Below are 17,925 nucleotides of genomic sequence, written 5' to 3'. Positions count from 1 at the left end.
ACCCCGATTAATTGGTGAGGCGACGACCTCCCGCTCGACCCGGCGCGAGGTGCGCCCCGAGAACAGGAGTGCAGCAATGACTCTCGATGCCGCGTTGGACCAGGACGAACTGCTGGCCCTGATTCGCACCGCCCTCGACGAGGACCTGCGATACGGACCCGATGTCACCACGATGGCGACCGTGCCCGCCGACGCCGTGAGCAAGGCGTCGGTGGTTTCGCGCCAGCACGGCACCGTGGCGGGTATCGAGGTCGGTCTGCTCGTGCTCGACGAAGTGCTCGGCGCGGGCACCTACGAGATCACCGGCCGGGTGGCCGACGGGACCCGGGTGGAGCCTGGCACCAGCGTGCTGAGCATCGTCGCGCCGACGCGTGGCCTGCTCACCGCCGAGCGAACCATGCTCAACCTGGTCTGCCACCTGTCCGGCATCGCCACCGCCACCGCGGCCTGGGTGGACGCGGTGGAGGGCACGCGGTGCCAGATCCGCGACAGCCGCAAAACCCTGCCTGGCCTGCGCGCACTGCAGAAGTACGCCGTCCGTGTGGGTGGGGGAGTCAACCACCGCATGGGCTTGGGCGATGCCGCGCTCATCAAGGACAACCATGTCGTCGCGGCGGGCTCGGTCGTCGAGGCCCTGCGCGCGGTCCGGGAACTGGCACCCGACATCGCCTGTGAGGTCGAGGTCGACAGCCTCGAACAGCTCGACGCCGTCCTGGCCGAGAACGTCGAACTCGTCCTGCTCGACAACTTCCCCCTCTGGCAGACCCAGGCCGCCGTCCAGCGCCGCGACGCGACCGCCCCCGACACGAAACTCGAATCCTCGGGCGGCCTCTCCCTCGACCAGGCCGCCGACTACGCGAGCACCGGCGTCGACTACCTCGCCATCGGCGCCCTCACCCACTCCGTGCGCGTTCTCGACCTGGGTTTGGATATGTGAGCTGCCACCAGCGCCGAGGCGCTCGGCGGAGCTCTGCCAGTGCTACGAGCCGAGCGCTTGCTCGAGCTCGCCGCGACGTAGGCGCAGCTCGCGGCGCGCTCGGTTCAGCGGTGAACCGGTGAAGGGAATCCGGTCAAGATCCACCGCAGCAGCCGCGCGGAGCGCGAGTCGTTGCGCCGAAGCCGAGGCTTTGGCCGGCAGACCGATCTCCGTGGCGAAATCTGCCCAGTGCCGGGCGCGTAAGCCCTTGGTCCGACCGGCGATCGGCAGTGCCATGGATTCGTCGTCGTAGATCAAGGTGCAGGGAATGTCGTAGATAGGCGCGATATCCCAGCGGCCCTCGCTGTCCTGAAGGACGCCGACATTCTTCGCGTGCAGGTCGCCGTTGCCTGTCAACCAGGCGAACAGGAACTGTAGGTAGAGGTTTCGTGCCGCGAGGAGCGGGGTGCGCACTACACCGGTGACGGCTGCGACAACCTGGACCGCGTCGACATTGTATTTGGCGGACGGCGGCATACCCAGCAGCTGGGTGGCGTCTTCGAACGCGAGGCGGCGCCAGGTATCTCCCTCGCGAAGGCGGTCGAAGCGGCGGACGAGCAAGCCTGATTGCCCCGCTTTGTCGTGCACAAGATCCCAATCGGCGACTGCGAGTTTCAATGCGCGAGCCGCGGACAGGTGCGTGGCCTCGTTCTCGATCAGGTAGGGGTACTCCGGCTGTGGGAGTTTCAGGATGAACCGACCGAAGCCGGCTGCAATCGGTGCGCTGATCATGGACGCGCTGGCCTTGTTCTGGACGCCGGGGATGGCCTGCCGGTCGACATGATCGATCAGACGGCCGAATTCGAGCTCTCCGGGCGACATGCAGTCGACGAGCGCTGGAACGTCTATCGGGTCTGTGCCGTGGGGAAACACCTGAACGTCACCGGGTGCGTCCGCCCCCACGGCCAGGAGCAGGCTGAGCTCGTCGTCGGCGCTCGTCTTCACCGCGCGGCGAAGCACGGTCAAGCGGTGGCCCTCGGGCAGGAGTCCTGCGAAGAACGGCGGAACGGACCCCGATCCGCTGACAACCGGTGCGGTGTGAAGAGGCAAGGTAGAGGCGAGCGGATCACCGGAGTAGTCGGGTTCGTAGCGAAATTCGGTGCCTCCGTCGGCCGTCCTGCTGATCCTGGCGGCGAGACGGCCCGCTTTGTAGACGTCCGCGCTGCGGGCTCTGCGCAATGCTTCGAAATCGGTCACGGCACCACCGTCAATGCCAGTCCCACAGCGTCGGCCACCGCGGCGACCGTTCCGATACTGGTCGAACCGCGGCCGTGTTCGATATCGCGAACCGTGCGGGTGGAAGTTGCCGCAATCTCGGCGAGTTCCTCCTGGGTCAGTCGATGACGTCGCCGCTCCGCCCGGATCTTCCCGCCGATGTCTTCGAGTGTGCCCACCATCGCCTCCGATCGGCAGAATGTTGCCGAAATGATCGTCTCGCTCCGAAGCATACGCTCGGCACCAGGTAATCGGCAATATTCTGCCGAATTCGCAGATTTCGGCTGTATTCGTCAACATGATGCAGCAAATCGGCAGGATATTGCCGGATGGACAGGCTGTCAGGCCGTGAGTTCGCGTTGGAGTGGGGTGCGGAAGCGGGGGATGGCGCGGGTGGTGCCGAACCAAGTGGTGGTGCGGTCGATTTCGGTGTCGATGAGTTTTCGGGTTTCGGGGGAGACGTCTTCCAGGAGGCGGGTGACTACTTCGCCGTCGGGGCGTTGGGCCCAGCCGCCGACGATGCGGCCGTCGGCCCAGATGGAGGGGCCGATGTTGCCGTTGGTGTCGAAGAGGGCGGGGGCGTGCGGGCCGAGGAACCAGTTGCGGGACTGCCAGCCCATGGGGGTGGGGTCGAGGGCGGGGAGCAGGGCTGCCCAGGGCTCGGGGGTGAGGACAGGGGCGAGGTCGTCGGACAGGATGATGCCGGGGGTGCCGTCGAGATCGACTTCGGTGGTGTCCAAGGGGGACAGGGCCTTTCGGACCTCGGCGAGAGTCCAGCCGGTCCACCACTTCAGGTCGCTGACGGGGGCGGGGCCGAAGGCGTAGAGCCACCGGCGGACCAGTTCGGTGCGGGCATCGTCGGCGGGCATCGGTGTAAAGCCTTGGGGGAGCCAGGTTTCCACCGGGGACCAGGTGTACTGGCTGCTCGTCCAGCCGCCGTTGGGGCGGCCGCGGACGATGCGGCCCTCGGCGCCGAGGATCACCAGGACCCAGGTGGTGATGCTCGTGGGCTTGGAATACGACTTGCCGGGCGCGGTATCGATCTTGGTCTGCAGCCGGGGGACGTCCTTGCCCAGCTGCGCGCCGGTGGCCGCGCCGCGCGCCAGCAGCGCCGCGTGGGTCTCGGCCTCCACCTCGCGCAACCAGGCGTCGACGTCGTCGATCCCGGCCTGCTCGAGATAGCGGCCGTAGGCGCGGCGCTGCTTGCGGGCGAGCGCGTCGCAGGTGGAGGCTTGCAGGACCGGGAGCAGCTCGGTGGGGGCGACGAACATGGTGCGGCGCATGGCGAGCAGACGCAGTAGGGTGCGGTCGGCGTAGAGCGCCTTCTCCACATCCGCCGGGGTGAGGTCGATACCGCGCGCGCCGACCGACAGGAACACCGTCGCGGGGTCGGTGGCGTGCAGGACGACCATCGACCGGGCGATGTCGACCGGGTCGGTGGACCGGGCGGAGGGAGCGAGGCGATGCCGGATCGCCAGGCGGGCCCGCCGCTGCGCGCTATCGATCGAGACCATGCGCGGCATCCTAGGCGGGGCCACCGACAGAAACGCCCGCCCGCTTAGTGTCCATTTTGTGCAGACCGCCCGGTCACCGTTTTCGCTCCGACGCCCGAATCCCGTTGCTATCGTCCGCACATGAGCGTTGCGCCACCCGTTGTCACCGCGGCTGAGCTGGGCGTGGACGACGAGGAACGGCCCGCACGGTCCCTGTCGGGATTCCCGGCCAGGCTGGTCGGGATCGTCGCGCTCGCGGTGGCGCTGCTGTCGATCTGGCAGGTGTTCCGGCCGCTGGCCCAGGGCAGCCAGTACTACCTGGTGGTGTTCCTCGGGATCGCCTTGCCGCTGGTGTATCTGAGCTATCGGTCCTGGTGGGGCAGGCTCGACCGGGCCGACGCGCCCTCGGTGCTCGACTGGGTGCTCGCGGCGATCGCCCTGGTGGTGTGCCTGTATCCGATCCTGCCGGTGACCTTCGGTGACGCCGGCGGCGGCTACAACGCCTTCCTCGACCGTCAGGGCATGCTCGCTCCACTCGATGTGGCGATGGGTGGGTTGCTGCTTGTCCTCGTGCTCGAGGCATGCAGGCGCACGACCGGTGTCATCCTGCCGATCGTGTGCCTGGTGTTCCTGGCCTACGGCTACTACGGCGGGCTGCTGCCGCAGGACTGGGCCATCGCGCATGCCGGGCTGGACGTCGACCAGATCGTCGACGCGCTGTACAACTCCGGCAGCGGGTTCTACGGCACCCCGCTCGACGTAGCGGCCAGCTACATCGTGCTGTTCACCCTGTACGGCGCGGTACTCGAATTCTCCGGCGCTGCAAGGTTCTTCGTCGACCTGTCGGTGTCGCTGTTCCGTCGCTCGCACAGTGCGGCCGGGCGAACGGCGGTGGCGTCGGGATTCCTGCTCGGCACCGTGTCCGGGTCGGGCACGGCCACGGCGGTGAGTACCGGTGCGGTCACCTGGCCGATCCTGAAGCGAGCGGGGTACCGGCCGGAACAGGCGGGCGGCATGCTCGCGGCGGCGGGTGTTGGCGCGATCCTGTCACCGCCTACGCTCGGGGTTGCGGCGTTCATCGTCGCCGAGTACCTCGACGTGTCGTATGTGACCGTCCTCGGCTGGGCGCTCATCCCGACCCTGCTGTACTACCTCGGCATCCTGCTGTCGGTGGAGATCGACGCCCGTCGCATCCATGCGGAAGGCCGGGCCCCGGCCGATCTCGCCGACGGCCCGCTGCCGACTCCGTGGTGGAAACTGCTGGGACGCTTCGGGTATCACTTCTCGTCGCTGATCGTCATCGTGGTGCTGCTGCTCGCCGGCGTGAGCGCGACCCGTGCCGTCGTCTACGCCACGGCGCTCGCCTTGATCCTGGCCGTGCCGGACCGGATGCTGCGAGCTCGCGAGGCGACCGGAGTCGTATCGTCCTCAGGCGCAACGGCGACGAAGCAGGCGGCCACCACTGGCGTCTGGACGCGAAAAACACTGCTGCGGTTCGCGTTCGAAGCCCTTCGCGCGCTCTCACTCGGAATGCGCTCGGCGCTGCCGGTCGTCGCCGTATGTGCCGCAGCGGGTGTGATCACCGCGATGACCACCAAAACCGGCCTCGGCGCCCAGCTCGCCTCGCTGCTGGTGCGGGCAGGCTCGGTGCTCTCCGACGACCCCGCCGTCGTGCTCGCCACCACCGCGCTGCTCGCCGCGATCGCGTTGTCGCTGCTCGGTCTCGCGGTTCCGGTGACGGCGTCGTTCGTGATCGGCTGGGTCATCATCGGCCCCGCCCTGCTCGACCTGCACGTCGCCGCGCCCGCCGCCGCCATGTTCGTCTTCTACTTCTCGGTGCTCTCGGAGGTGACCCCGCCGACCGCGCTCGCCGCCGTCGGCGCCGCCGCCGTCACCGGGGCGAAGGCCATGCCGACCATGTGGTCGGCGCTGCGCTACGCGCTGCCCGCGTTCCTCGTGCCGCTGATGTTCGTGCTCACCGATTCCGGGCAGCACCTGCTCGGCCGTGGCGCGCTGCTCGACGTGCTGTGGGTGACCGCGGCCGCGTGCGTCGGCGTCGCGGCGCTGGCGGCCGCGACCGGCGGCTGGATCCTCGGCATCGGCGCGGTGGGGGCGGTGCCGCGCGTGCTCGCGGGCGCCGCCGGTCTCACGCTGCTGTACCCGCATCCGACGGCGACGGCGATCGGGCTCGGTGTGCTCGTAGTCGCCGCAGCGGCGGGGGTCGTCGAACGCGTGCGTCATCGAAAAGCCACGGGCACACCGTGATCGGTCAGCAGGCGGCGCCGCCGTCGAGGAGAGAGGTCGTCATGATCAGAACACTTGGCATCGTTGTCGCGGCGAGCACCGCCGCCGCCCTGCTCACCGGCTGCGGCGGCCGACAGGACTCGCCGACGGCGGACAGCGGCGGCGAGGTGAGCTGTGAAGTGAAGCAGGACACCAGAATCGGCATCGCCACCGGCAATGCGACCGGCGTGTACTTCGCGCTCGGCAACGCCTACGCCGAACAGATCTCGGCCGCCACCGACGGCAAGGTCAAGGCCACCGCGGCCGAGACCGGCGCCTCGGTGCAGAACATCCAGCAGGTGGTCGGCGGCACCTACCAGGTCGGCTTCTCGCTGGCCGACTCCGCCGCCGACGCCGTGCAGGGCAAGGGCAGCTTCACCAGCGTCCAGCCGGTGCGCGCGCTGGCCCGGCTCTACGACAACTACACCCAGGTGATCGTGCGCGCCGACGCGGGCATCAACTCCCTGGCCGACCTGCGCGGCAAGCGGGTCTCCACCGGCTCGCCCAAATCGGGCACCGAGGTGATCGCCCAGCGCGTCCTGCAGGCGTCGGGTCTCAACCCCGACACCGACATCTCCGCCCAGCGCCTCGACCTCACCAAGACCGTCGACGGTCTCAAGGACGGCTCGATCGACGCCATGTTCTGGTCGGGCGGCCTGCCGACGCCCGGCATCACCGACCTGTTCACCACCGCGAAGGACAAGGTCAGGTTCCTCGACATCACGGGGGCACTGCCGAAGCTGAAGGAGATCAACCCCGTCTACGAGGCGGGCTCGATTCCGGCCGCCACCTACGGCCTGAGCGCCGACGTGCCGACCGTGGTCGTGCCCAACCTGCTCGTGGTCCGCGACGATCTCGACGCGAACCTGGCCTGCGTCCTCACCAAGACCCTGCTCGACCGTAAACCCCAACTCGAGCAGGCGAATCCGGCCGCCAAGGGAATCAATGCCGACACCGCGAGCAAGACCGCGCCGGTACAGCTGCACCGCGGCTCGGAGGTAGCCCTGCGCTGACGTCGCCCGCCGCCACCCGCGCCCGACACGCGGGTGCCACGGTCCCCGCCACCCTCGGCTACCGGGGGTGACGGGGACCGTGTGCTGTGCGGGAACAACCCGTGGCGAGGCTCGGTTGTGCGAAACAGACGCCGACCGAAACGAGGATGCGATGACCGAGGCCGTGGCACGCGACGAACGCTGGCTGGGCGAGGAGCTCGATCTGGACGCCTATCTGGCCCGGATCGGCTACGACGGGCCGCGCACGGCCTCGGTCGACACCCTGCACGCCCTCGTACGCGCCCACACCACAACCATTCCCTTCGAAAACCTCGAGATCATCCTCGGCCGCGGCATCCCGCTCGACCTGAAATCCCTGCAGGACAAACTGGTCCGGCACGCTCGCGGCGGATACTGCTACGAGAACGCCGGACTCTTCGCCGCCGCGCTGGAACGCCTCGGCTTCGAGGTGCGCGGCCTGAGCGGCCGGGTGACCTTCGGTTCGCTGGCCACGGGGGCGATCCGGCCCGCCACCCACGCTCTGCTCCGCGTCACCGCTCCAGACGACGACCGGGTCTGGATCTGCGATGTCGGGTTCGGTGCCGGCCCGCTCGCACCGTTCGAATTGGCCGACAGCTCGGGCGAATTCACGGTGGGCGACTGGCGCTTCCGGCTCGAGCGCCGCGACAACCTGTGGGTGCTCTACCAGTTCGGCCGTGACGGCTGGATCGATCGCTACACCTTCACCGAGAACCCGCAGTACCGTATCGACTTCGCGGTGGGGAACCACTTCGTGTCGACCTCGCCACACTCACCGTTCACCACCCGGCCGTTCCTGCAGCGCTTCCGACCCGACGTCCACCACGTGCTCGACGACCTCACCCTGGTGACCGAATACCCCGACGGCACCAGCGAAAGCCGCGAGATCGCTGCCACCGACCTGCCGAAGGTGCTGACCGACGTCTTCGACATCGAACTGGAACCCGCCGACGCGGACGTGCTCGTCACCACACCCTGGCGCACCAACTGAGCTGATTTCGGTCCCACCGACACGGCTCGGCAGTTTGCTTCCACCGTGTCGCTACGGCAAATTGATGGTTACTTGCCGGGAAACAAACCCCGATCGCTGCGGTGGGGTCCGAATCAGTGGGGTCGTTCGTGCCGAAGGTTCATGTCGCGTTGCCGGGTCAGCCGGAGCAGGGGGTCCGTTCGAGCGGGGCCGCCGCCCGGCCCGGCTGGCGGTCGGACCTGGACGGGCTGCGCGGCGTGGCGATCGCCCTGGTCGTGGCGTTCCACGTGTGGGCGGGCCGGGTCTCCGGTGGCGTCGACGTGTTCCTCGTCCTCTCGGGTTTCTTCTTCACCGGCGCGATCGTGCGCGGGGTGGAACGCAGCGGCCGGGTAGCCGCCACCGACACCGCGCGCCGGACCCTGCGCAGGCTCACCCCCGCGCTGGTCGTCGTCCTCGCGGCGATCGCGGTCGCGACGATCACCCTGCGGCCCTACACCCTGCTCGGCGAAACCGCCGCACAGACTCTCGCCTCGATGTTCTACGTCCAGAACTGGTATCTGGCCGTCGCCGAACTCGACTACACCGCGCCCGACCCGACCGTGAGCCCGCTGCAACACCTGTGGTCGATGTCGGTGCAGGGACAGTTCTATCTGGTGATCTTCGCGCTCCTGGCCGGTTGGGCATGGTTGCGCCGCCGGGGCAGGGCCGACCGGGCGACGCTCATCGCGGCGCTGACCGGAATCGGGTTGCTCTCGTTCTGGTACGCCGCGGCCGGCACCGGCCACCATCAGGCCTGGACCTATTACGACAGTCTCGCGCGCGGGTGGGAACTGCTCGCGGGCGCTGTACTCGCCGTCGCCGCGCCCTGGCTGCGCCTGCCGTCCCGGCTGCGCGGCCTGGCGGCTGCGGTCGGGCTCCTCATGGTTTTCGCGTGCGGTCCGCTCTTCGACGGCGCCACCCAGTTTCCCGGCGTCGCCGCCCTGTGGCCGGTGACCGCCGCCTGCCTGGTGATCGCCGCCGGATTCGGATCGGGCACGACACCGGGCACCGCGACCCGCCTGCTGTCGGGACGGGTGTGCACCGAACTGGGCGCGATGGCCTATCCGCTGTACCTGTGGCACTGGCCGATTCTCATCTTCTACCTGGGCGAGACCGGGCGGACCGACGCCGGTGTCGTCGACGGCCTGGTGGTGATCGGTGTCTCGCTGATCCCCGCCTACGCCACCGCGCGCTGGATCGAGGCACCCCTGCGGATGGGGCCGCGCGGGCAGGAGACACCGCCGCACCGGGCCACCGGGACGCTCGTCGGCGCGCTCACCGTCGCCGTGCTCGCCTCGGCCCTCGGCTGGCAGATGGTGCTGCTCGCCAACCCGGCCGTGCCGCCGGAAAACCTCGACAGCCTGCGCTACCCGGGAGCAACCGCGCTGCTCTCCGGCGCCGAATTCCCCAAAGCTCCCATGCGTCCCACCGTGTTCGAAGGTCACGTCGACACCCCGTCGCCGACCACCGACGGGTGCATCACGCCCAACCGCGAGGTCCGCACCTGCGTCTACGGCGACCCCGACGCCACCCGCTCGATCGCGCTCGTCGGCGGCTCCCATTCCGAACACTGGTTGCCCGCACTCGAGGTGCTCGGCGCCGAACACGGCTTCCGGGTGGTGTCCTACCTCAAGGAAGGGTGCCCGCTGGTGCTGGTCGACGAGCCGTCCTACGCCGAATGGCCCTTCCCCGAATGTCACGAATGGTCGGTGGAAGTGCTCGACCGGCTGGCCGCCGAGCAACCGGACTGGGTGGTGACGCTGTCGACCCGCTACCGCCAGGACGCACCGGGCGACGAGGTGCCCGGCGAATACCTCGAGGTGTGGTCGGCGCTGCAGGATCGCGGGCTCAATGTGCTCGCCCTGCGCGACACGCCGCGGCTGCGACGCGACGGCGTGTTCTACCGGGCCCCGGACTGTCTGGCCCATCGCGGCGACCCCGACAGTTGCGGGATGGACCGCGCCGAGGCGCTCGACGCGGTCGACCCGGCCGCCGAACCGGCCGCCGGCTACCCGAACATCTACCTGCTCGATCTCTCCGATGCCGTGTGCCGCCCGCAACGCTGCCGGGTCGTCGAGGGCAATGTGCTGATCTATCGCGACGAACACCACCTCACCGCCAGTTACGCCCGGTCCCTCGCCCCCGAACTCGGCCGCCAGATCGCCGCCGTCACCGGCTGGTGGTGAGAGCGAGATCACCACGCACGCCGCGGGTCCGGCTACCCTCGGACCGGTGCGCATACCCCGCAAGGCATCGGTCCTGCTCGTCGCGCTCGCTGTCGTGCCCGTCGCGTGTTCGTCCGGACCGGACCAGCCACAGACGGTCGCCGAGGCCTTCGCGAAGGCCCTGAGCAGCGGTGACGCGGCGGCCGCCGCGGCCCTCACCGACGCGCCCGACCAGGCCCGCCAGACGCTCACCACCCTGTTCGAGAACCTCGGCAAGAACGACACCGTGCGGGTGAGCGCCACCGACGAGTCGAGCTTCACCCTCGAATCCACCTGGAAACTCGGCACGGGCGGTCAGGACGAATGGACCTACACCAGCACCGGAACGGCCGACGAGAACGACTGGACGATCGACTGGAACCCCGCCACCGTGGCGCCCGGCCTCGACCTCGGCCCGCTCAGCTACAGCCCCGTACCGCCGAAACCCGCACGCGTACTAGACGCGAGCGGTGGTGAGTTGATGACCGAGCAGGTGGTGACCCTGGTGACCGTCGCCCCGGACGCCGACCTGCCCGCCGTGGCCGCCGCGCTCGCGCCGCACGGCGTCACCGAGGCCACCCTGAGAACGGATCTCGATGCGGCCCAAGGCAAACCGATCACCGCGGTCGCCCTGCGCGAGGCCGACATCGCACCGGTTCGTGACACGCTGACCGGGTTGCGCGGCGTGACCCTCGCACCTCAGCCGAGGCTGCTGACCGTCGACAAGACCCTCGCGGCACCGACTCTGGCCGGACTGACCGAACTGTGGCAGCACCAGGCCGACGACGCGGCGGGCTGGGCGGTACGCGCCCACACCCCCTCGGGGACCCAGCGCATCGCCGGTCCCGACGCCACCGCGACCACCGACATCGCCACCACCCTCGACATCGACCTGCAGAACGCCGCCGAAGGCGCGCTGGCGCCCGTGCCGACACCCGCCGCCATCGTGGCGCTGCGGCCCTCGACGGGCGAGGTGCTCGCCGTCGCGCAGAACGCACCCGCCGACGCGCAGGGCCCCATCGCGCTCACCGGGCTCTACCCGCCCGGTTCGACGTTCAAGACCGTCACCGTGTCGGCCGCGTTGCAGGCGGGCGGCGTCACCGCCGACACCGTCCTGCCGTGCCCCGGCCGCGCCACCATCGAGGGCCGAACCATCCCCAACGACGACGGTTTCGACCTCGGTGACGTGCCGCTGCACACCGCCTTCGCCCGGTCCTGCAATACGACGATGGCGCAGCTCGGTGTGCGCCTGCCCGCCGACGGGCTCACCCAGGCGGCCGCGCAGCTCGGTCTCGGCGTGGACTATGTGACACCCGGCTTGACGACAGTCACCGGGAAAGTTCCCGCCGCGCAGAATCCGGCGCAGCAGGTGGAGGCGAGCATCGGACAGGGCACGGTCACCGCGTCACCGTTCGGGATGGCGCTCGTCGCCGCCTCGCTCGCCCACGGAACCGCACCGACCCCCTCGGTGATCGTGGGCCGTCCGGGCACCGCCGACCGCCGGACCGAACCGGTGCCCGCCGCGGTGACATCGCAGGTGGAAGCCATGATGGCCGAGACCGTGAGCGCCGGAACCGCCACCGCCCTGCGCGACATCCCCGGCCTGCTCGGCAAGACCGGCACCGCCGAGTACCTCGACGACGAACACGCACACGGGTGGTTCGTCGGAATCCGCGGCGACCTCGCCTTCGCGGTGTTCGTCGCCGACGCGGGCAGCTCCGGACCGGCGGTCGAGTCGGCGGGCAGGATGCTTCGTGTGACACGATGAGCCATCTCACTCTCCGCAGGCGTGCAATCCCCCCGCTGCCGCACGCGGTCACCACCAGTCGAGCTACACTCGTCGGCGGGCCATACCCATGGTCAATACGCGGGATGTCACAATTTCGAGAAGGTTCGGAGTAGGCGCCATCGATACCGGTCAGAAGATCGCGGAGCATTACCGCCTGGTCGAGCGTATTGGTAGCGGCGGCACAGGCGTTGTATGGCGCGCTGTCGACGAACGCCTCCAACGCTCGGTTGCGGTGAAGCAGATCCACATCAAGCCGAGCCTGCCCGAGGCCGAGCGAGATGTGCTGCGCCAGCGTGCGATTCGCGAAGCTCGCAACGCGGCACGCTTCCAGCATCCCAATGCCATCGTCGTTTTCGACATCACCGAGCACAACGGTGATCCGTGCCTGGTGATGGAATACCTGAAGTCGGTGAGCCTCGCCGCGGAACTGGGCCAGAAGGGCCCGCTGCCGCTGCTCGAGGTGGCCCGCATCGGTGAGCAGGTGGCGTCCTCGCTGATCGCCGCCCACCAGGCCGGGCTCGTGCACCGCGACGTGAAGCCGGGCAACATCCTGCTCGGCGAGCACGGTGAGGTGAAGATCACCGACTTCGGCATCTCGCGGGCCGCGGGCGATGTGACCCTCACCGAGACCGGCCTCATCTGCGGCACCGCCGCGTACCTGGCGCCCGAAGTGGCGCGCGGCGCCGACCCGACACCGGCCGCCGACGTGTTCGCCCTCGGCGCCACCCTGTTCCACGCGCTGGAAGGCGAACCGCCCTACGGCGCCAACGCCAACCCGCTCGCCGTGCTCTATGCGGCCGCCAACGGCCAGGTGCGCGAACCGCACAATGCCGGTCCGGCCACCGATTTCCTGCTCGACCTGCTCAACCCGGAACCGCTCGATCGTCCGACGATGACCGAGGCCCGCGACGCGCTGGCCGCCTTCGCCGACGACGCCGACGCGGTGCCCGCGGGATTCGTCCCCGCCAGCGAGGCGTACGGCCGCCGCAATTCGGCGGCCACCACGCAGGTGATCCGGCAGTCCGGCGGCAGGCGTGCCTCGCACGCGGGTGCGTCCAGCGCGGCGACCCGTCAGATCCGTTCGCAGCCGCGCCCGCAGCCGCGCTACGACACCGCCGCGCATCCGCCCACCCAGGCCCAGCCGGCCCCCGCGCCCCGCAAGCAGCCGGGCAAGGGTCGTGCGGTGCTGATCGGCTCGGGTGTGGGTGCGGTGATCGCCGCGATCGCCGTCGCGATCAGTGCCATGAGTGGGTCGGACTCCGATTCGCCTCAGGTGCAGGCGAATTCGACGACGACGGCCCAGGCCGCCGTCGCGCCGACGACGACCTCGGCGATCCCCGCGCTGGGTCAGGCGCCCAATACCGGCACCGTGAACATCGGGTCGGCCGGTCTGCTGGTGGAGAACTTCTTCAGCGATCCCGCCGGGTCGTGGTCGATGCTCACGCCCGCCGCGCAGCAGGTGTACGGCAGCGAGGCCGAGTTCCGGCAGTACTGGAATTCGCGCGTCATCACCAGCTTCACCAGCATCACCGCCGTCAGCGGCAACAACGCCGACGGTTCGACCGATATGCGCCTGGCCAGCATCACCATCGACGGCCAGACCAAGTCCATGGTCATGCGCGTGGTGAACTACAACGGCAACCTACGCATCGACGGCGACACCCGCTAGCTCAGCCGCCGAAAACCGCTGGTCCGCCCGATACACACGGGCGGATCGGCGCGCGAGGAGGATGTGGCGGAAAACCGGTGGTTGCCGCCCATTAGGCTGGTACCTGACCTGATGCCACGCACAGAACAGGACCGCACTCCGATATGACTCCCCGCATCGAGCTCGCCCGCGTCGATCTGCGCGGTCGTACTCCCTCCGCCGCCGAGCTGCGCACCGCGCTGCCGCGCGGAGGGGTCGACGTCGACTCGGTGCTGCATCATGTGCGGCCGGTCGTCGAAGACATCCGCGACCGGGGCGCCGAAGCCGCGCTGGACTACAGCGAGAAGTTCGACGGTGTCCGCCCGAGCGCGGTCCGGGTACCGGTCGCCGAGCTGGGCAAAGCCCTCGACGCCCTCGACCCCGCCGTGCGCGCCGCGCTCGAGGTCGCCATCGAGCGGACCAGGAAGGTGCACGCCGATCAGCGCCGCACCGACTCGGTCACCGAGGTGGTGCCCGGCGGCACCGTCACCGAGAAGTGGGTGCCGGTCGAACGGGTCGGCCTGTACGTGCCCGGTGGTAACGCCGTGTACCCGTCGTCGGTCGTGATGAACGTTGTCCCGGCGCAGGCCGCGGGCGTGGAATCGCTGGTGGTGTCCTCGCCGCCGCAGGCGCAGTTCGGTGGGCTGCCGCACCCGACGATCCTGGCGGCCGCCGCGCTGCTCGGTGTCGACGAGGTGTGGGCCGTCGGCGGCGCGCAGGCCGTGGCGCTGCTGTCCTACGGCGGCACCGACACCGACGGCGCCGCGCTGGAACCGGTCGACCTCATCACCGGTCCGGGCAATATCTATGTCACCGCCGCCAAGCGGCTGTGCCGTGGCCTGGTCGGTATCGATGCCGAGGCGGGTCCCACCGAGATCGCCGTGCTGGCCGACGCCACCGCCGACCCGGTGCACGTGGCCGCCGACCTGATCAGCCAGGCAGAGCATGATGTGCTCGCCGCCAGCGTGCTCGTCACCGATTCCGTCGCCCTCGCCGACGCGGTCGATGCCGCCGTCAATGCCCAGCTGGCCGTGGTGAAGCACCACGACCGGGTGCGGGAAGCGTTGAGCGGCAAGCAGTCCGGGATCGTGCTCGTCGACGACATCGCCCAGGGCCTTCGCGTGGTCGACGCCTACGCCGCCGAACACCTCGAGATCCAGACCGCCGACGCGTCGGCCGTGGCCGCGCGGGTGCGCAGCGCGGGCGCGATCTTCGTCGGTCCGTGGGCGCCGGTGAGTCTCGGCGACTACTGCGCCGGGTCCAATCACGTGCTGCCGACCGCGGGCTGTGCGCGGCACTCCTCGGGGTTGAGTGTGCAGACCTTCCTGCGTGGCATCCACATCGTGGAATACACCGAGGCGGCGCTCAAGGATGTCGCCGGACACGTGGTGGCGCTGGCCAACGCCGAGGATCTGCCTGCGCACGGTCAGGCTGTGCAGGCGCGGTTCGAGGCGTTGTCATGAGCACTCCCACCGTGCCCGGAGCCTCGGCGACCCTCGACCAGCTGCCGTTGCGCGACAACCTGCGTGGCAAATCTCCGTACGGCGCACCGCAATTGACGGTGCCGGTGCAGCTCAACACCAACGAGAACCCGCACCCGCCGAGCCGTGCGCTCGTCGACGATGTCGCCGAGTCGGTGCGGGCCGCCGCCGCCGACCTGCACCGCTACCCGGATCGGGACGCGGTCGCGCTGCGCCACGACCTGGCCGAGTACCTGACCCGCCAGACCGGAGTCGCCGTCGACACCAGCAATGTGTGGGCGGCCAACGGGTCCAACGAGATCCTTCAGCAGCTGTTGCAGGCCTTCGGTGGACCGGGCCGCAGCGCACTGGGTTTCGTGCCGTCGTATTCGATGCACCCGATCATCTCCGAGGGCATCGACACCGAATGGCTCGAGGCCGCGCGCGGCAGCGACTTCTCCCTCGACATCGACTACGCCGTCGCGCAGATCGCCGAACGCCGTCCCGACGTGGTGTTCGTGACCAGCCCGAACAATCCGACCGGGCACAGCGTCCCGATCGACGACCTCGAGCGGGTGCTCGACACCGCGCCGGGCATCGTGGTGGTGGACGAGGCGTACGGGGAGTTCTCGGCCGCGCCGAGCGCGATCACCCTGATCGACCGGTACCCGACCAAACTGGTCGTCACCCGCACGATGAGCAAGGCGTTCGCCTTCGCCGGTGGGCGCCTCGGTTACCTGGCGGCCTCGCCCGCCGTGATCGACGCGATCCTGCTCGTCCGGCTGCCGTATCACCTGTCGGTGGTCACCCAGGCCGCCGCTCGTGCCGCCCTGCGCCACGCCGACGAAACACTCGCCAGTGTGGCCGAATTGGCGTCCCAGCGCGATCGGGTCGCCGCGGCGCTCGCCTCGTTCGGGTTCCAGGTGATCCCCAGCGACGCCAATTTCGTGCTGTTCGGCCGGTTCACCGACGCGGCCCGCGCCTGGCAGCACTACCTCGACGCCGGGGTACTCATCCGCGATGTCGGCATTCCCGGCTACCTGCGCGCCACCATCGGGCTCGCCGCGGAGAACGACGAGTTCCTGCGCGTGAGCCGCGATATCGCCGCCACCGACCTCACTCACTAAAAGCGTGGAGAAACAGACCATGAGCAGAACAGCGCGGGTGGAACGGGTCACCAAGGAATCCTCGATCCTGGTGGAGCTGAACCTCGACGGCAGCGGCAAGACCGAGATCTCCACCGGTGTGCCGTTCTACGACCACATGCTCACCGCCCTCGGCGCCCACGCCGGGTTCGACCTGGTGGTGCGCGCCGAAGGCGATATCGAGATCGAGGCACACCACACCGTCGAGGACACCGCCATCGTGTTCGGGCAGGCCCTCGGGCAGGCGCTGGGCGACAAGAAGGGCATCCGCCGGTTCGGCGACGCCTTCATTCCCATGGACGAGACCCTCGCCCACGCCGCCGTCGACGTGTCGGGCCGGCCGTACTGCGTGTTCACCGGCGAACCGGAACACCTGGTGCACACCATCATTCCGAGCGCGGGGCCCGGTGCGTCGTACTCGACGGTGCTCAACAAGCACGTGTTCGAGTCGATCGCGCAGAACGCACGGATCGCCCTGCACGTCCGGGTGCTCTACGGGCGCGACCAGCACCACATCACCGAGGCCGAATTCAAGGCTGTCGCACGGGCTCTGCGTGCGGCCGTCGAGATCGACCCCCGCGTGAGCGGTGTGCCGTCCACGAAAGGTGTGCTGTGAAATCCGTCGTGCTGCTGGACTACGGCTCCGGCAACCTGCACTCCGCCGAACGCGCCCTGGTGCGGGCCGGTGCCCAGGTGGAGGTCACCGCCGACCCGACCGCGGCGTTGGCGGCCGACGGGCTCGTCGTCCCCGGTGTCGGCGCGTTCGCGGCGTGCATGGCCGGGCTGCGCGCGGTGCGTGGTGAGCGCATCATCGGGCAGCGGCTGGCCGGTGGACGCCCGGTGCTCGGCATCTGCGTCGGCATGCAGATCATGTTCGACCGGGGTGTCGAGTTCGGGGTGGAGACCGAGGGCTGTGGTGAATGGCCGGGCACGGTCGCGGGGCTCGAGGCCCCCGTCCTCCCGCACATGGGCTGGAACACGGTGAAAGCGCCCGCCGACAGCACCCTGTTCGCCGGCATGGACGCCGACACCCGCTTCTACTTCGTCCACTCCTACGCGGCCCAGCAGTGGGAACTGCCCGAAGCCGACCACATTCCGCCGCCCAAACTCACCTGGGCCGAACACGGCGTGCCGTTCCTCGCCGCCGTCGAGAACGGCCCGCTCTCGGCCACCCAGTTCCACCCGGAGAAGTCCGGCGACGCGGGTGCTCAGTTGCTGCGCAACTGGATCGGGTCGCTGTAGGTCAGCCGACCCTGGGGTCGTCGGCGGTGGATTCGATCGTCTCGCCCGGGGTGTAGTACAGCTCCACGACGTTGTCGATGTCGAGGTGGCGATGCCAGTGGCCCTTCGGCACGACGACGAATTGTCCTGCGGTGAGCCGGTTCCGGTGACTGCTGTCGTCGGTGAGGATCTCCACGGTGACACTGCCGTGCAGGACCATCAGGAATTCGTCGGTATCGGGGTGCAGTTCCCAGTCGGAGCCGGGGAGTTCGGCGCCGTGATACATGCAGAACGCTCCGGTGTTGAACGGGGCCAGTTCGCGGAAGTCGAACTGGTCGAGGGTTTTCGCGGTGGTGATGGGGTCGTGTTTGCGCATGGTTCGGCCCTTCTGGGACGGGTTCTGTCGGTGGTT

General features: G+C 69.4%; 15 protein-coding genes. 11 read left to right on the top strand and 4 right to left on the bottom strand.

Going from position 1 to position 17,925, the window contains the following annotated elements; genetic code table 11:
- Window positions 1-76: 76 nt before the first annotated feature.
- On the top strand, window positions 77-937 hold the full coding sequence (nadC, locus tag AB0I19_RS24650; protein ID WP_357151515.1) for a carboxylating nicotinate-nucleotide diphosphorylase: 861 nt from the start codon (window positions 77-79) through the stop codon (window positions 935-937).
- Window positions 938-979: 42 nt separating this feature from the next.
- Here the strand turns inward: nadC and AB0I19_RS24645 are convergent, their stop codons facing one another.
- The 3 genes from AB0I19_RS24645 to AB0I19_RS24635 form a co-directional block, all read right to left on the bottom strand.
- Complete coding sequence (locus AB0I19_RS24645; RefSeq protein WP_357151513.1) at window positions 980-2,173, bottom strand: HipA domain-containing protein; 1,194 nt, start codon at window positions 2,171-2,173, stop codon at window positions 980-982.
- Window positions 2,170-2,370, bottom strand: a complete 201-nt coding sequence (locus AB0I19_RS24640) for a helix-turn-helix domain-containing protein (RefSeq protein WP_357151511.1) — start codon at window positions 2,368-2,370, stop codon at window positions 2,170-2,172. The genes AB0I19_RS24645 and AB0I19_RS24640 overlap by 4 nt, the downstream gene beginning before the upstream one ends.
- A gap of 162 nt (window positions 2,371-2,532) precedes the next feature.
- On the bottom strand, window positions 2,533-3,705 hold the full coding sequence (locus tag AB0I19_RS24635; protein WP_357151509.1) for a winged helix DNA-binding domain-containing protein: 1,173 nt from the start codon (window positions 3,703-3,705) through the stop codon (window positions 2,533-2,535).
- Between the two features lie 120 nt (window positions 3,706-3,825).
- On the opposite strand from AB0I19_RS24635, the gene AB0I19_RS24630 reads away from it, so the two are divergent.
- The 10 genes from AB0I19_RS24630 to hisH all read left to right on the top strand — a co-directional run bounded on the left by AB0I19_RS24630 (window position 3,826) and on the right by hisH (window position 17,534).
- Window positions 3,826-5,949, top strand: a complete 2,124-nt coding sequence (locus AB0I19_RS24630) for a TRAP transporter fused permease subunit (RefSeq protein WP_357151507.1) — start codon at window positions 3,826-3,828, stop codon at window positions 5,947-5,949.
- Window positions 5,950-5,990: 41 nt separating this feature from the next.
- The gene (locus AB0I19_RS24625) at window positions 5,991-6,980 is read left to right on the top strand and encodes a TAXI family TRAP transporter solute-binding subunit (protein WP_357151505.1); all 990 of its coding nucleotides are present in this window, start codon (window positions 5,991-5,993) and stop codon (window positions 6,978-6,980) included.
- A gap of 151 nt (window positions 6,981-7,131) precedes the next feature.
- Window positions 7,132-7,989, top strand: a complete 858-nt coding sequence (locus tag AB0I19_RS24620) for an arylamine N-acetyltransferase (protein ID WP_357151503.1) — start codon at window positions 7,132-7,134, stop codon at window positions 7,987-7,989.
- A gap of 128 nt (window positions 7,990-8,117) precedes the next feature.
- Window positions 8,118-10,193 carry an acyltransferase family protein gene (locus tag AB0I19_RS24615; protein WP_357151502.1) on the top strand — a complete coding sequence of 692 codons (2,076 nt, stop codon included), beginning with the start codon at window positions 8,118-8,120 and terminating at the stop codon, window positions 10,191-10,193.
- Between the two features lie 46 nt (window positions 10,194-10,239).
- The gene (locus tag AB0I19_RS24610; protein WP_357151501.1) at window positions 10,240-11,979 is read left to right on the top strand and encodes a penicillin-binding transpeptidase domain-containing protein; all 1,740 of its coding nucleotides are present in this window, start codon (window positions 10,240-10,242) and stop codon (window positions 11,977-11,979) included.
- Window positions 11,980-12,067: 88 nt separating this feature from the next.
- Window positions 12,068-13,669, top strand: coding sequence for a serine/threonine-protein kinase (locus AB0I19_RS24605; protein WP_084457573.1), 1,602 nt, complete (start codon window positions 12,068-12,070; stop codon window positions 13,667-13,669).
- Window positions 13,670-13,812: 143 nt separating this feature from the next.
- Window positions 13,813-15,150 (top strand): histidinol dehydrogenase, encoded by a 1,338-nt coding sequence (gene hisD / locus AB0I19_RS24600; protein WP_067644779.1) that lies wholly within the window; start codon window positions 13,813-13,815, stop codon window positions 15,148-15,150.
- Window positions 15,147-16,274 carry a histidinol-phosphate transaminase gene (locus AB0I19_RS24595; RefSeq protein WP_357151500.1) on the top strand — a complete coding sequence of 376 codons (1,128 nt, stop codon included), beginning with the start codon at window positions 15,147-15,149 and terminating at the stop codon, window positions 16,272-16,274. Before hisD ends, AB0I19_RS24595 begins: the two co-directional genes overlap by 4 nt.
- 19 nt (window positions 16,275-16,293) lie before the next feature.
- Window positions 16,294-16,908, top strand: coding sequence for an imidazoleglycerol-phosphate dehydratase HisB (gene hisB / locus AB0I19_RS24590; RefSeq protein ID WP_157105161.1), 615 nt, complete (start codon window positions 16,294-16,296; stop codon window positions 16,906-16,908).
- Window positions 16,905-17,534, top strand: a complete 630-nt coding sequence (gene hisH / locus AB0I19_RS24585; protein ID WP_067644773.1) for an imidazole glycerol phosphate synthase subunit HisH — start codon at window positions 16,905-16,907, stop codon at window positions 17,532-17,534. Before hisB ends, hisH begins: the two co-directional genes overlap by 4 nt.
- Before the next feature lies 1 nt (window position 17,535).
- Here the strand turns inward: hisH and AB0I19_RS24580 are convergent, their stop codons facing one another.
- Window positions 17,536-17,889 (bottom strand): cupin domain-containing protein, encoded by a 354-nt coding sequence (locus tag AB0I19_RS24580; RefSeq protein ID WP_357151499.1) that lies wholly within the window; start codon window positions 17,887-17,889, stop codon window positions 17,536-17,538.
- Window positions 17,890-17,925: the final 36 nt, after the last annotated feature.

Origin of the sequence: Nocardia sp. NPDC050413, assembly GCF_040655475.1 — a bacterium.
Lineage (GTDB): Bacteria > Actinomycetota > Actinomycetes > Mycobacteriales > Mycobacteriaceae > Nocardia > Nocardia coubleae.
Note: the sequence above shows the minus strand (reverse complement) of the source record. Positions and strands in the feature narration are given on the sequence as shown.

Excerpts from the sequence above, each read along its gene's own strand:
- nadC (WP_357151515.1), top strand. The coding sequence starts at position 77 with ATGACTCTCGATGCCGCGTTGGACCAGGACGAACTGCTGGCCCTGATT.
- AB0I19_RS24635 (WP_357151509.1), bottom strand. The coding sequence starts at position 3,705 with ATGGTCTCGATCGATAGCGCGCAGCGGCGGGCCCGCCTGGCGATCCGG.
- AB0I19_RS24630 (WP_357151507.1), top strand. The coding sequence starts at position 3,826 with ATGAGCGTTGCGCCACCCGTTGTCACCGCGGCTGAGCTGGGCGTGGAC.
- AB0I19_RS24625 (WP_357151505.1), top strand. The coding sequence starts at position 5,991 with ATGATCAGAACACTTGGCATCGTTGTCGCGGCGAGCACCGCCGCCGCC.
- AB0I19_RS24620 (WP_357151503.1), top strand. The coding sequence starts at position 7,132 with ATGACCGAGGCCGTGGCACGCGACGAACGCTGGCTGGGCGAGGAGCTC.
- AB0I19_RS24605 (WP_084457573.1), top strand. The coding sequence starts at position 12,068 with ATGGTCAATACGCGGGATGTCACAATTTCGAGAAGGTTCGGAGTAGGC.
- hisD (WP_067644779.1), top strand. The coding sequence starts at position 13,813 with ATGACTCCCCGCATCGAGCTCGCCCGCGTCGATCTGCGCGGTCGTACT.
- AB0I19_RS24595 (WP_357151500.1), top strand. The coding sequence starts at position 15,147 with ATGAGCACTCCCACCGTGCCCGGAGCCTCGGCGACCCTCGACCAGCTG.
- hisB (WP_157105161.1), top strand. The coding sequence starts at position 16,294 with ATGAGCAGAACAGCGCGGGTGGAACGGGTCACCAAGGAATCCTCGATC.
- AB0I19_RS24580 (WP_357151499.1), bottom strand. The coding sequence starts at position 17,889 with ATGCGCAAACACGACCCCATCACCACCGCGAAAACCCTCGACCAGTTC.